The sequence below is a fragment of the Bradyrhizobium sp. SMVTL-02 genome, assembly GCF_051853005.1.
In the GTDB taxonomy this organism is placed as follows: Bacteria; Pseudomonadota; Alphaproteobacteria; order Rhizobiales; family Xanthobacteraceae; genus Bradyrhizobium.
Genome location: NZ_CP182469.1, coordinates 7,829,643 through 7,842,122 on the forward strand (window position 1 = coordinate 7,829,643; position 12,480 = coordinate 7,842,122).

Here is a 12,480-nt window from a genome sequence, read left to right on the forward strand (position 1 = left end):
CCTCAGCCGAACCGGCCGGTGATGTAATCCTGCGTGCGCCGATCGCTCGGCGACGTGAAGATCTTGCTGGTGTCGTCGAACTCGATCAGCTCGCCGAGATACATGAAGGCGGTCTTGTCGGAGACGCGCGCCGCCTGCTGCATGTTGTGGGTAACGATCGCGATCGTGTAGTTCTCGGACAATTCCTGGATCAGCTCCTCGACCTTGGCGGTCGAGATCGGGTCGAGCGCCGAGCAGGGCTCGTCGAACAAAATCACTTCAGGGCGGACCGCGACGGTGCGGGCGATGCAGAGGCGCTGCTGCTGGCCGCCGGAGAGCGACAGGCCCGAGGCGTTGAGCTTGTCCTTGACCTCGTTCCACAGCGCGCCGCCGCGCAGCGCCTTCTCGACCCGGTCGTCCATCTCGGACTTCGAGATCTTCTCATAGAGGCGGATGCCGAAGGCGATGTTCTCGTAGATCGTCATCGGGAACGGCGTCGGCTTCTGGAACACCATGCCCACCCGGGCGCGCAGCAGGTTCAGGTCCAGCTTGGGATCGAGGATGTTGGTCTGGTCGAGCATCAGCTGACCGGTGGCGCGCTGGCCTGGATAGAGGTCGTACATCCGGTTGAAGATGCGCAGCAGGGTCGACTTGCCGCAGCCCGACGGGCCGATGAACGCCGTGACGCGGTTGGTGCCGAGCGTCAAATTGATGTTCTTCAGCGCGTGGTGGTCGCCGTAATAGAAGTTGAGGTTGCGCACCGTCACCTTGGCGGGCGCTTCCGGCATCGGCTGCGAGGCCAGATGCGCGTTGGAACTCACGGATACGGAAAGATCGGTCATTTTGCAGTCCTCTCGGCGCCGAGGATGCGCGCGCCAATGTTCAGGGCAAGCACGGTGAGCGTGATCAGCAGCGCGCCGCTCCAGGCGAGCTGCTTCCAGTAGGCGTAGGGGCTCTGCACGAAGTTGTTGATGGTGACCGGCAGGTTCGCCATCGTCTTGTTCAGGCTGAGGCTGAAGAACTGGTTCGACAGCGCGGTGAAGAGCAGCGGCGCGGTCTCGCCGGCGACGCGGGCGGTGGCGAGCAGCACGCCGGTGATGAGACCCGAGCGGGCCGCACGATAGGCGATGCGCTTGATCACCAGCGAGCGCGGCAGGCCGAGCGCACTTGCCGCCTCGCGCAGCGCGTTCGGCACCAGGAGCAGCATGTCCTCGGTCGTGCGCACCACCACCGGGATGACGATCACGGCGAGCGCGAGCGCGCCCGCAATCGCCGAGAAGCCGCGCATCGGCACCACCACCGCACCGTAGATGAACAGGCCGATGATGATCGAGGGCGCCGAGAGCAGGATGTCGTTGATGAAGCGGATCACCGAGGTCAGCTTGTCGTTGCGGCCGTACTCGGCGAGATAGGTGCCGGCGAACAGGCCCAGCGGCGCGCCGATGCCGACGCCGAGCACGGTCATGATGATCGAGCCGACGATGGCGTTGCGCAGGCCGCCTTCGGTCGAGCCCGGAGGCGGTGTGTCCGCGACGAAGATCTGCAGGTTCAGACCGGCAATACCGTTGTAGAGCAGCGTGATCAGGATCAGCGCAAGCCAGGTGACGCCGAAGGCGGCGGCGGCAATGCAGAGCCCGCGGATCACGATGTCCTTGCGGCGGCGGCGGGCGTAGATCGGGTTCATTTCACTTCCCCGCCTTCTTTTCCAGACGCAGCAGCATCAGCCGAGCGGCCGCGAGCACGAAGAACGTCAGCACGAACAGGAGCAGGCCGAGCAGTATCAGGCCGGACTGGTGCAGGCCGTCGCTCTCGGCGAATTCGGACGCGATCGCCGCCGAGATCGTCGTGCCGGGCGCGAAGATCGACGAGGAGATCCGGAACGAGTTGCCGATGATGAAGGTCACCGCCATGGTCTCGCCGAGCGCGCGGCCCAGCGCCAGCATGACGCCGCCGATGATGCCGACGCGGGTGTAGGGGATCACCACGCTGCGGACGACTTCCCAGGTGGTGCAGCCGACGCCGTAGGCGGCCTCCTTTAGCACCGGCGGCACGGTCTTGAACACGTCGACCGAGATCGAGGTGATAAAGGGCAGCACCATGATGGCGAGGATCAGCGCGGCGTTGAACAGGCTGAGATAGGACGGCGGCCCCGCGAAGATCGCACCCAGCACAGGGACGCCGTCAAAGATCCTGATCATGAAGGGCTGGAACGTGTTGGCCAGGAACGGGCCGAGCACGAAGAAGCCCCACATGCCATAGATGATCGAGGGAATGCCGGCGAGCAGCTCGACAGCCATGCCGATCGGGCGGCGCAGCCATTGCGGGCACAGCTCGGTGAGGAAAATGGCAATGCCGAGACCAACCGGAATGGCGATCAGCATCGCGATGAAGGAGGTGACCAACGTGCCGTACATCGGCCCGAGCGCGCCCAGCACGGGCGGATCGGCGGACGGCGCCCAACGCTGCGTCCACAGGAAGGAGATGCCGTACTCCTTCATCGCCGGGAAGGCGCCGACGATGAGCGAGACGATGATGCCGCCGAGAATGAGTAGCACCGAGATCGCGGACAGCCGCGTGATCCAGTAGAAGGTGACGTCACCGAGCTTGAACGCGCTCAAGGCCTTGGCGCGATCATACGGTCCGGCAGCATCAATTACGTCGCTCTCGACAGCCATCTCAGCCACGCCGATCCCCTGTAGCCGTTATTCATATACGCTTGTTGTTTGTCGGTGGCGCGCTCCGGAGGCGGCGCAAGGCCGATCCGGAGCGGAGATCTTGGAGATCATCCCGGCACCATGCCGGGACAGGAGCGCCTTAGCTCTTGATCTCGGCAGCCCAGGTCTTCTCGATCAGCTGAACGACGCTGTCGGGCATCGGGATGTAGTCGAGTTCCTCAGCCATCTTGCCGCCGTTCTTGAAGGCCCAGCGGAAGAACTTGATGGCTTCCTGCGAGGCCGCCTTGTCGGTGGCTTCCTTGTGCATGAGGATGAAGGTCGCCGCGGTGATCGGCCAGGACTTGTCGCCGGGCTGGTCGGTCAGGATGACGTAGTAGCCGGGCGCCTTGGCCCAGTCGGCATTGGAGGCGGCCGCCTGGAACGCCTCGACGGTCGGCTGCACCGGCTTGCCGGCCTTGTTGACGAGACCGGTGTAGGTCAGCTTGTTCTGCTTGGCATAGGCGTACTCGACGTAGCCGATCGAGTTCTTGGTCTGGCTGATGTTGCCCGACACGCCTTCATTGCCCTTGGCGCCGACGCCGACCGGCCACTCGACCGCGGTGCCCTCGCCGACCTTGCTCTTCCAGTCCGCGCTGGCCTTGGAGAGATAGTTGGTGAAGTTGAAGGTGGTGCCTGAGCCGTCCGAGCGGCGAACCACGGTGATGGCGTCCGACGGCAGCTTCACGTTCGGATTGAGCTTCTTGATCGCGGCGTCGTCCCACTTGGTGATCTTGCCGAGATAGATTCCGGCCAGGGTCTCGCCGTCGAACACGATCTCGCCCGGCTTCACACCCTCGATGTTGACGACGGGGACGATGGCGCCCATCACCATCGGCCACTGGACGAGGCCGTCCTTCTCGAGCTGCACGGCCTTGAGCGGCGCGTCGCTGGCGCCGAAGGTCACGGTCTTGGCCTGGATCTGCTTGATGCCGCCGCCCGAACCGATCGACTGGTAGTTCAGACCGTTGCCGGTCTGCTTCTTATAGGCATCAGCCCATTTGGAATAGATCGGGAACGGGAAGGTCGCACCGGCGCCCGTGATATCGGCGGCGGAGGCCACCGTCGTCGTTGCGGCGACCAAGCCGGCAGCGACGATCGTTTTGATGAAATTCATGCTGGTCTCCATACAGGGGAGCGAAGCGCCATCCGCGCCCGATCGCGCTCCCCGCGCCGCCCCGTTTAGGAGCGGTCGGCTGTGCTTTTACGAAGGTTTCGTGACAGTCGGATGACACCACCAAGCGATTGAAAACGCTCGGTTTCAGGCTTGCACTGGGGCCCGCGCCTGGGGAAAACAGGCGGTAAAGGTAGCCCCTTGCCGGGGCACGCTTTCGATCAAAAGCCGGCCGCGATGACGGTTAAGAATATGTTTCACCAGCGATAATCCGAGCCCGGTGCCGCCCTGCGAGCGGCTGTCGCCGACGTCGACCCGGTAGAACCGCTCGGTCAGCCGCGGCAGGTGCTCGGGCGCGATGCCGGGGCCGAAATCGCGGACCATGACCCGGATCTCCTGAGTTCCATCAGCGGCGGCGCTCGAGGTCAGCGACACGATGACGCGTCCGCCCGAGGCGCCGTATTTGAGCGCATTCTCGATCAGGTTCTCGAACAGGCGGAGCAGCTCCTCGCGGTCGCCCGCGATCATCACCGGCGGCTCCGGCAGATGGATCTCGACCTCGACCTGGCGCTCGCGCGCCAGCGGCTCCAGCCCGTCGGCGACCTGACGGATGATCGGCAGGAGGTCGACCAGGGTGTCGGGCCGGACATGGGCCGACAGCTCGACCCGCGACAACGAGAGCAGATCGTCGATCAGGCGCGCCATGCGGGTGGCCTGGTTGTGCATGATGCCGAGGAAGCGTTCCCGCGCCTTGGGATCGTCCTTGGCCTGGCCCTGCAGCGTATCGATGAAGCCCGACAGCGCGGCGAGCGGCGTCCGCAGCTCGTGGCTGGCATTGGCGACGAAGTCGGCGCGCATCTCCTCGACCCGGCGCAGCGGCGTCTGGTCGTGGAACGTCATCAGCATGCATTTGTCGGCGCCGCCGAAGGTGGTCGGCACCGGCACCGGCGTGATGATCAGCTCCATCCAGCGATCGACCGGGACGTGGTCGAGATAGGTCGCGCGCCGCGGCTCCGTGGTCGCGATCGACTCGCGCAGCGCCGTGATGATCTCCGGCGAGCGCAGCGCGAACTGGGCAAGCTCGTTACGGCGCAGCGCCGGCGCGAGCTGGGCGGCAGCTGCATTGAGATGGATGACGCGGCCGGCCCGGTCGAGCAGCACGGCCGGATCCGGCATGCCGGCGACGACCGCGGCCACCGCGGCGCTCTCGACCGGGTTGATGCGCCTGACATCGTCGCGCGAGGCGGCGGGATCGTGCAGCCGCCAGGGGATCAGCGCCGCCACGGCGATGCAGAGGAACACGGCAATGGCGTGCAGCGCCGACAATTCCCCGAGCGAGACCACGACCGACAGCGCCAGCGCCGCGGCGATCAGAATGATGGTCGAGTGCCGCAGCCGGTCGGACCAGGGCTGGGCTGCGGGAGAAGAAGGGGCGTCAATCGCCATCGGGCAGGCTTCTCCTGGAGGACGGGTCCTAACGGCCTTGTCTTGAGAGCTTGGTCAGACGCCGCCGTCGCTGCGCTTTCTCACATAGGCGGCTTCGGGCGCCGGGCCGGGGTCGAGCTTGAGCGCCGCCTGCTGCAAGCGCTTCGATCGGGCACCGATTATAACCTCGCGAAACGTCAGCAAGATTACAGATATGACGAAGGGGGATAGATAATAGAGCACGCGGAACAGGAGCATGCCACCGAGGAGCTCCTCCCGGTCCATCTGCCAGAGACCGACCAGCATGGCGGCGTCGAACACGCCGAGGCCGCCGGGCGAGTGGCTGGCAAAGCCGAGCAGGGTCGCCGACACGAAGATCACGGCGACCACGACGAAGCCGAGATTGGGCTCGTCCGGGACCAGCACGTACATCGCCAGCGCGCAGAAGCCGAGATCGATGATGCCGATCGCGATCTGGAGCAGCGTCAGCGGTCCGCCCGGCAGCACCACCGTCCAGGGCCCGCGGCCGACCACGCGCGGCTGGGTCCAGACCCAGACCACATAGGCGACCAGCGCCATGATGATCATCAGCGCCAGCGTCCGGTTCAGCCAGGGCGGAAGCTGGTCGATCGAGGCCGCCGCCTCCGGATGGTAGGAGATGCCGAGCCCGAGCACGGCGGCATTGCCGAGCCAGAAGGTCAGGCCGGCGAGGAAGCAGATCTTTGCGACATCGATCGCATTCAGCCCGTAGGCCGAATAGATGCGATACCGCACCGCACCGCCGGTGAAGACGCTGGCGCCGACATTGTGGCCGATCGAATAGCTGGTGAAGGCGGCGAGCGCGTTGATGCGGTAGGGCACGTGAGCGTGGCCGATCGCGCGCGTGGCGAACAGGTCGTAGAAGGTCAGGGTGAAATAGCCGGCAGCGACGAACAGCGCGGCCATCGCAATCTGGCTCGGCTCGGTGCTCTTGATCGCTTCGAGGACCTCGTTGACATCGATGCCGCGCAGCATGTGGTAGAGCACATAGCAAGCGATGCCGATGACCGCGACGCTGATCACAACTCCAAGCTTATGCAGGATTTGCTTCTGGCGCAGCAACGTCATCGCCCTGCGAATGGCTTCCAGCATCTAGACCTCGAACAACACTTCAGCGGCCAGGACGGCCGCCGAACAGGCAAACGACGCACAGGCGCTCGACGGCCCCCTCACCGCCGGCTCCTTCATCGCGCACCCCCCGCCTCTCCACTAGCGCGTTTTGGCGCGGAGTGGAATTCGGCAATTCGAACAAAAACACGTGCCTTCAATGTTTTAGGCAGGTTGCGAGCTCCGGATGCACGGTTTGGCGCTTTCGGCGGCAAGGCTTGACGCGAATCTCCGTGGCAATCCTGAGCAGTCGCCATGAAGTTTTGATGATTTCGGCCACACAATGTTCCTTCACGCCTTAAGCCGAAATCAATCTATGGGCCGCGCCGCCCCCCTGAAAGAGGGGGCGATCCCGGGGCCTCACGGATTTCGGATTTGCCACGCGGGGCTTGCTGGGTGCACTGCAGCGCGGCACTCCGATCCGGGAAATTAGCACGCGCCACGACGGCGGTGCGCTCTCTCTCCCGCTGCTTGCGGGAGAGGTTCAGAAGGCGGCTCTCCGTCAGGCCGCGAGTTGCGGACGCATGGCCTCGATCCCGGCGATCCAACCGGCGACGGAGCGGCCGATCGCCTCGGGGTGGTCCTCCTGGAGGAAGTGCAGGCCGGGTCCGAGAGGAACATGCGCGCAATGCTTCAGCGAGCCGGCGAACCGCTCGGCGAATTCCGGCGCGACGAGCGCACCGGGCGTGCCCGAGAACAGCAGTTTTGGATAGGACGATGCAGCGAGCGCGGCATGCGCGAATTGCAGCGTCGCATAGACGTCGGCAGGCTCGCCCGCGATCGGCAACTCGCGGGGAAAGGCGAGAACGGGCCGGCGACTCTCCGGCGTCGGGAACGGCCCGCGATACGGCGCCATTTCGTCGTCGCTGAGCTTGCGTACGATGCCGCCGGGCAGCACGCGTTCGACGAAGGCATTGGCCTCGAGGATCATGGCCTCGCCGTCGCCCGGCGCCCTGAATTTGCGGAATGCGGCCCTCGCCGCTTCGGCGTGGTCATGCTCCTCCGCGAACTCGGTGTGGTGAAAGTCCTGCCAGGTCGGCATCGGCCGGATGAACTCCATGAAGGCAAGGCCGCGCACGAAGTCCGGCCGGCGTGCGGCGAGATGAAATGCGAGCGCTGTGCCCCAGTCCTGCGCGACGAGATAGGCCGAGGTGATGCCGAGCCCGTCGATCAGCGCATCGAGATAACGGACGTGATCGAAGAAGCGGTAGGCGATGTCGGGCTTGCCGGATTGACCGAAGCCGATCAGGTCGGGCGCGATGCAACGCGCGACCGGCGACACCAGCGGCAGAATGTTGCGCCAGATGTGCGATGAGGTCGGATTGCCGTGCAAGAACAGCGCGACCGGCGCATTCTTTGCGCCCGTCTCGCGATAGGCCATGTTGCTCCCCAGGACTGGTGCATTGCGGATTGCGATCTCGGCCGGCTTGCTCATGTCATCTCCTTGAACACGGTTTTGAAGGCGATGGTCTTGAAGCGTTCGAGCGCGTTGGGATTGCGATCTACCTTCATGCGCAGGATCGCGCCCTGCCAGGACGCGAGCAGGAAGTCGGCAAGCTCCCCGGGCTCGAAATCGGATGCGATCTCGCCGCGTGTCTGTGCGTCTGCGATGCAGGCGGCGAAGGGCGCGCGCCACTCCGCAAAGATCCCGGCGAGGCGCGCGCGCAGCAACTCGCTGCTGCCTGATGCCTCCAGACTGAGATCGCCGATCAGGCAGCCGCGGCCATAGCCATCGGCTTCCAGACGGCCGGTGATGATGTCGAGGTAGCGCCGCAGCCGCGCGCGCGGCGTCAACGAGGTGTCCTCGAGCGCCTCGGCCACCAGCCCCTTTGTGACGTCAAAATAGCGGTCGAGCACCTCCGAGGCGAACGCCTCCTTGGAGCGGAAATGGTTGGTGAAGGACCCCTGCGGCGCGCCTGCGGCAGCGGTGACGTCGCGCACGCTGGTGCCGTGATAGCCGGTCCGGAACATGACCTTCAGGCCGGCGTCGAGGATGGCGTCTTTGAGTGAAGACTTTGGCATGAGGTGGATAATACGTACGTACGTATTACTGTCAACCGCAAAGTCGTGCTGCCCACATTGGTGTGCAATCAGGCTTCTATGCGATGGCGATGGACGGGCGGGCCGACGTCTCAGGCCGGCGGTGCGGTGCGCGCGACCACCCGGTCGCGCAGCCAGGCACCGATGGTGCAGCCGACCAGGTAGCAGGCGAACATGATCAGGCCGAGATCGAGCCAGTAGCCGAAGCGGCCTGGGACCACATGCGCCAACGAGGCCGCGACCAGGCCCGCGGCGAGCAAAGCGAGCCAGCGCGCGGTCACCTTCGAGGTGCCGTTGCCGCGCTGGACCACCGAAATCCACCCCATGCAGAAGCCCAGCAGCACCGAACCGATCAGCCAACCCATATGGAACGAGACGAGATAGGGCATCGTCACCTCACCAGAAATTCGATGCGGCGGTTCTGGGCCTTTCCGTCGTCGGTGTCGTTGCCGGCAACGGGCTGGGTTGCACCATAACCGACCGCGCTGAAGCGGCTGGCGGGCAGGCCGGCCTTGACCAGATAGTCGATCACCGCCTGCGCCCGCTTCTCTGAGAGCGCCTGGTTGAAAGAGTCCTCACCGTCGGCATCGGTGTGGCCCGCGACCTCGATATTGGCGTTGGGGCAGCGCAGGGCCGTCTCGATCAGATGGTCGAGGACGCCGGCGGAGTCCGGATCGATGTCGGCACGCTTGGCCGCGAAGCGGATCTTGCCCTTGCCCAGGAGCTCGGAGAACAATTGCTGGCAGACCGTGCCGTCGACCGGGCCCGCCGCCGGCTTCACCGTGATCTCCGGCTTGTATTGCCAGGTCTTTGGAAAATCCTTGCCGAGGCCGGCGCGGATGTCGTTGGCGGCCCCTTCGTAGAGCGCATCGCCCGACAGCTTCACCTCGCGGTCGGAGACCACGAGGGTGCCGGTCGACAGCCGCGACAGCGCGCCGAGCGCCGCGACCACGGCGGGGTTGAACGAGGCGGGAGCCCCGATGCTGGCCTTGAGATTGTCGACGACCTTCTCATTGAAGAATTTTCGCGACGCACTGGTGGCGATCGCGGCGTGAGCATTGTTGTCGGGGACGTAGCCGGTCAGCGTCACGGTCGCGGCGACCGGATCCTTGTAGGCCTGGAAGATGTAGGGCGGCGCCTTGATCTCGTTGGCGGCGATCGAGAACCCCTCGGGCAGATTCTTCAGCGCAGCAGCGATCGCCTCGCGGCCGCCGAGCTCACGCGCCATGCCCGACAGATTGACCTTGGTGTCCGATATCGTGATCTTGCCGTCCTTGAGCTTGCCGATCTGGTCGAGCAGCAGCATCGCGGCCGCCTCGAAGCGCGGCGGCGCGCCGCGCGCAAGCCCCATCTGATCGGCCACCTCGACGCCGCCGACCTCCTTGCGCGCCGCCTCGGTCAGCCGGGTCTTCATCGACGGCAGGGGGGCGGAACCCGACAGCGTCACCCGCACCACGTCGCGCTCGGCATTCCAGACGAAGGGTTTGGCCTCGGGAACGAGGCGGGTGCGGTCGTCGACCAGGCGCACGCCCGGGACGAGCTCGACAGCCATCACCGCGTCGCGACGTCCCTCCTCGGAAAAGGCGTCCGCGGCCAGGCTGACGTCGCGGCCTTCCACCGCGATCCGGGTCTTGTCCAGAACCGTATCCTTCAGCGCCGCCGAGCTGCGGGCGGACAAATCCGCCTCGACCGGCGCGGTATTATTCCAGGCCGCAAATCCCCACATGACGGCCAGGGGAATCAGCCCCGGCCACCATTTACTGGCCCACCTGAAAAGCTTCTGCATTCGACGACCCGAACTCTGGAACCGGAGACAAAACAAACCCTTGGCGGGCTGTCAAACCGGAAATCGTGCCCTTCCGAGGGCCCCGCATGGACAATTGGAATAACTTTTTCTTCAAGGGTCCGCCCCTAAGTTGAGGTCGGAATGCCCGGGGGCCGCCAGCCTGAAATGAGACAACTCCGCAATAACGTCATCCGCGCCGGGCTGGGGGCGCTGTACTTCAGTGGTGCGCACCATCTGCTGCGTCCGCTGCTCTCGGGCGTCGGCGCCATTTTCATGTTGCATCACGTGCGGCCGGCCCGCGAGGATGCCTTCCAGCCAAACCGGCATCTCGAAGTCACCCCCGAGTTCCTCCGCGCGACGCTGAACCATCTGCGCACGCGCAACATCGACATCGTCAGCATGGACGAGCTGCACGAGCGGCTGGCGCAGGGCCGGTTCGACCGCCGCTTCGCCGCCTTCACGCTCGACGACGGCTATCGCGACAATCTGGACTACGCGCTGCCGGTGCTGCGCGAATTTGACGCGCCTCTGGCGGTCTACGTCGCCAGCGATTTTGCCGAGGGCACAGGTCGGCTGTGGTGGACGGCGCTGGAGGCCGTGATCGCCAGGGCCGAGCAGATCGAAGTGCAGATCGGCCATTCCGCGCTGCGCCTCGATGCGACCACGCCGGCCGCGAAGCAGGCGACGTTCGACCGCCTGCACGCCTGGCTGCGCGCGGTGCCCGGCGAGCACGATCTGGCGCGCGAGATCGCGGCGCTCTGCAGCCGACATGGCGTCGACATGGAAGCGCTGTGCCGCGGCCTCTGCATGTCCTGGGACGAGATGAAGAGGTTCGCCGCCGACCCGCTGGTCACGATCGGCGCGCACACCATCAGCCATTGCAATCTCGCCAAGCAGGGGGAAGAGATCGCCGCACAGGAGATGGCCGTGAGCCGCACGCGGATCGAACAGGCGCTGCAGCGTCCCGTGCTGCATTTCGCCTATCCCTATGGCGACCGCGATGCCGCGGGCGAGCGCGAATTCACGCTGGCCGCCTCGGCCGGTTTCAAGACCGCGGTGACGACGCGGCCCGGCATGCTGTTCGCCGAGAACGCCGGCCACATGACCGCGCTGCCGCGCGTCTCGCTCAACGGCAACTACCAGGACACGCGGATTTTGCCGGTGCTGACCTCGGGCGCGGCGACGGCGATGTGGAACGGCTTTCGACGGATCGCGGCGGCGTAGCCGCTCCAATCTCCGCTGTCGTCCCGGACAAGCGCGCCCTAAGCGCGCGCCGATCCGGGACCCATACCGCGGAATCTATCGATCGCGATCGGTATCAATCGCGAACCACCAGCCTTTGCCAAGCTCCTCCCCCTGGTTATGGGTGCCGGATCTGCGCTCCGCTGCGCTTTCCGGGACGACAGCGGAAGTTGACTCCTCTCTCCTCCCCGCCCACAACGGACGCCAACCAAGGGAGGTACCATGTTCAACGATCTGTTCTCGCTCAAAGGCCGCGTCGCGCTCGTGACCGGCGGCTCGCGCGGCATCGGCAAGATGATCGCGGCTGGATTCCTCGGCGCCGGAACTGCGAAGGTCTACATCACCGCGCGCAAGGCCGGGCCGTGCGAGGCGACCGCACAAGAGCTCACCGCACAATATGGCGGCGAATGCATCGCGCTGCCGATCGACATCTCGACGGTCGACGGCTGCAACAAGCTCGCCGGTGAGATCATCAAGCTCGAGCCTAAGCTCGACATCCTCGTGAACAATGCGGGCGCCGCCTGGGGCGCGGAGTTCGACGAATTCCCCGAAAGCGGCTGGGACAAGGTGATGGACCTCAACGTCAAGTCGCTGTTCTTCCTGACCAAGGCCCTGGCAAAGCCGCTCCGCGCGGCAGCCAGCGCGGAACGTCCGGCGAAGGTGATCAACATCGCCTCGGTCGACGGCATCTTCGTCAATCCGAGCGAGACTTATTCCTACGCCGCCAGCAAGGCCGCCGTGATCCATCTGACGCGGCGGATGGCGACGAAGCTGATCAAGGACAACATCAACGTCACCGCGATCGCGCCGGGCGCGTTCAAGTCGGACATGAACCGCGCCGCGCGCGACCACGCGGACGAGGTCGCAAAGCGCATTCCGGCACGGCGGATCGGAACCGACGAGGACATGGCGGGCGTCGCAATCTATCTCGCCTCTCGCGCCGGCGACTACGTGGTCGGCAACACCATCGCCGTCGATGGCGGTGTGGTGTATGCGAATGCCGGGCTGGAGATCGCGGGGTAGATCCCGCTTCAAAC

General features: G+C 65.4%; 12 protein-coding genes. 2 read left to right on the forward strand and 10 right to left on the reverse strand.

Annotated features, from left to right (window positions below; translation table 11 throughout):
* Nucleotides 1-2 precede the first annotated feature (2 nt).
* The 10 genes from pstB to ACNJYB_RS37600 all read right to left on the reverse strand — a co-directional run bounded on the left by pstB (nucleotide 3) and on the right by ACNJYB_RS37600 (nucleotide 10,201).
* Entirely contained in the window at nucleotides 3-821 is an 819-nt protein-coding gene (gene pstB / locus ACNJYB_RS37555; protein WP_439371641.1) for a phosphate ABC transporter ATP-binding protein PstB, read from the reverse strand.
* The gene (gene pstA / locus ACNJYB_RS37560; RefSeq protein WP_439371642.1) at nucleotides 818-1,663 is read right to left on the reverse strand and encodes a phosphate ABC transporter permease PstA; all 846 of its coding nucleotides are present in this window, start codon (nucleotides 1,661-1,663) and stop codon (nucleotides 818-820) included. The genes pstB and pstA overlap by 4 nt, the downstream gene beginning before the upstream one ends.
* A gap of 1 nt (nucleotide 1,664) precedes the next feature.
* A complete protein-coding gene (pstC, locus tag ACNJYB_RS37565) occupies nucleotides 1,665-2,654 on the reverse strand; it encodes a phosphate ABC transporter permease subunit PstC (RefSeq protein ID WP_439375746.1) in 990 nt (329 codons plus the stop codon).
* Nucleotides 2,655-2,793: 139 nt separating this feature from the next.
* Nucleotides 2,794-3,807, reverse strand: coding sequence for a phosphate ABC transporter substrate-binding protein PstS (gene pstS / locus ACNJYB_RS37570; RefSeq protein ID WP_439371643.1), 1,014 nt, complete (start codon nucleotides 3,805-3,807; stop codon nucleotides 2,794-2,796).
* A 144-nt stretch (nucleotides 3,808-3,951) separates the two neighbouring features.
* Nucleotides 3,952-5,250: an ATP-binding protein gene (locus ACNJYB_RS37575; RefSeq protein ID WP_439371644.1), complete on the reverse strand. Its 1,299-nt coding sequence runs from the start codon at nucleotides 5,248-5,250 to the stop codon at nucleotides 3,952-3,954.
* Nucleotides 5,251-5,304: 54 nt separating this feature from the next.
* Nucleotides 5,305-6,360 carry a lysylphosphatidylglycerol synthase domain-containing protein gene (locus ACNJYB_RS37580; protein WP_439371645.1) on the reverse strand — a complete coding sequence of 352 codons (1,056 nt, stop codon included), beginning with the start codon at nucleotides 6,358-6,360 and terminating at the stop codon, nucleotides 5,305-5,307.
* A 517-nt stretch (nucleotides 6,361-6,877) separates the two neighbouring features.
* Complete coding sequence (locus ACNJYB_RS37585; protein ID WP_439371646.1) at nucleotides 6,878-7,810, reverse strand: haloalkane dehalogenase; 933 nt, start codon at nucleotides 7,808-7,810, stop codon at nucleotides 6,878-6,880.
* A complete protein-coding gene (locus ACNJYB_RS37590; protein ID WP_439371647.1) occupies nucleotides 7,807-8,397 on the reverse strand; it encodes a TetR family transcriptional regulator C-terminal domain-containing protein in 591 nt (196 codons plus the stop codon). Before ACNJYB_RS37590 ends, ACNJYB_RS37585 begins: the two co-directional genes overlap by 4 nt.
* A gap of 110 nt (nucleotides 8,398-8,507) precedes the next feature.
* Nucleotides 8,508-8,804, reverse strand: coding sequence for a hypothetical protein (locus ACNJYB_RS37595; RefSeq protein WP_439371648.1), 297 nt, complete (start codon nucleotides 8,802-8,804; stop codon nucleotides 8,508-8,510).
* 2 nt (nucleotides 8,805-8,806) lie between these two features.
* Nucleotides 8,807-10,201 (reverse strand): OmpA family protein, encoded by a 1,395-nt coding sequence (locus ACNJYB_RS37600; RefSeq protein WP_439371649.1) that lies wholly within the window; start codon nucleotides 10,199-10,201, stop codon nucleotides 8,807-8,809.
* A 165-nt stretch (nucleotides 10,202-10,366) separates the two neighbouring features.
* On the opposite strand from ACNJYB_RS37600, the gene ACNJYB_RS37605 reads away from it, so the two are divergent.
* Together ACNJYB_RS37605 and ACNJYB_RS37610 are read left to right on the forward strand one after the other, a co-directional pair.
* Nucleotides 10,367-11,425: a polysaccharide deacetylase family protein gene (locus ACNJYB_RS37605; RefSeq protein WP_439371650.1), complete on the forward strand. Its 1,059-nt coding sequence runs from the start codon at nucleotides 10,367-10,369 to the stop codon at nucleotides 11,423-11,425.
* A gap of 240 nt (nucleotides 11,426-11,665) precedes the next feature.
* Nucleotides 11,666-12,466, forward strand: coding sequence for an SDR family oxidoreductase (locus ACNJYB_RS37610; protein WP_439371651.1), 801 nt, complete (start codon nucleotides 11,666-11,668; stop codon nucleotides 12,464-12,466).
* Nucleotides 12,467-12,480: the final 14 nt, after the last annotated feature.

Bases quoted from the DNA above. Each gene is read 5' to 3' on its own strand.
- pstB (WP_439371641.1), bottom strand. From the start codon at position 821: ATGACCGATCTTTCCGTATCCGTGAGTTCCAACGCGCATCTGGCCTCG.
- pstA (WP_439371642.1), bottom strand. From the start codon at position 1,663: ATGAACCCGATCTACGCCCGCCGCCGCCGCAAGGACATCGTGATCCGC.
- pstC (WP_439375746.1), bottom strand. From the start codon at position 2,654: ATGGCTGTCGAGAGCGACGTAATTGATGCTGCCGGACCGTATGATCGC.
- pstS (WP_439371643.1), bottom strand. From the start codon at position 3,807: ATGAATTTCATCAAAACGATCGTCGCTGCCGGCTTGGTCGCCGCAACG.
- ACNJYB_RS37575 (WP_439371644.1), bottom strand. From the start codon at position 5,250: ATGGCGATTGACGCCCCTTCTTCTCCCGCAGCCCAGCCCTGGTCCGAC.
- ACNJYB_RS37580 (WP_439371645.1), bottom strand. From the start codon at position 6,360: ATGCTGGAAGCCATTCGCAGGGCGATGACGTTGCTGCGCCAGAAGCAA.
- ACNJYB_RS37585 (WP_439371646.1), bottom strand. From the start codon at position 7,810: ATGAGCAAGCCGGCCGAGATCGCAATCCGCAATGCACCAGTCCTGGGG.
- ACNJYB_RS37590 (WP_439371647.1), bottom strand. From the start codon at position 8,397: ATGCCAAAGTCTTCACTCAAAGACGCCATCCTCGACGCCGGCCTGAAG.
- ACNJYB_RS37595 (WP_439371648.1), bottom strand. From the start codon at position 8,804: ATGCCCTATCTCGTCTCGTTCCATATGGGTTGGCTGATCGGTTCGGTG.
- ACNJYB_RS37600 (WP_439371649.1), bottom strand. From the start codon at position 10,201: ATGCAGAAGCTTTTCAGGTGGGCCAGTAAATGGTGGCCGGGGCTGATT.
- ACNJYB_RS37605 (WP_439371650.1), top strand. From the start codon at position 10,367: ATGAGACAACTCCGCAATAACGTCATCCGCGCCGGGCTGGGGGCGCTG.
- ACNJYB_RS37610 (WP_439371651.1), top strand. From the start codon at position 11,666: ATGTTCAACGATCTGTTCTCGCTCAAAGGCCGCGTCGCGCTCGTGACC.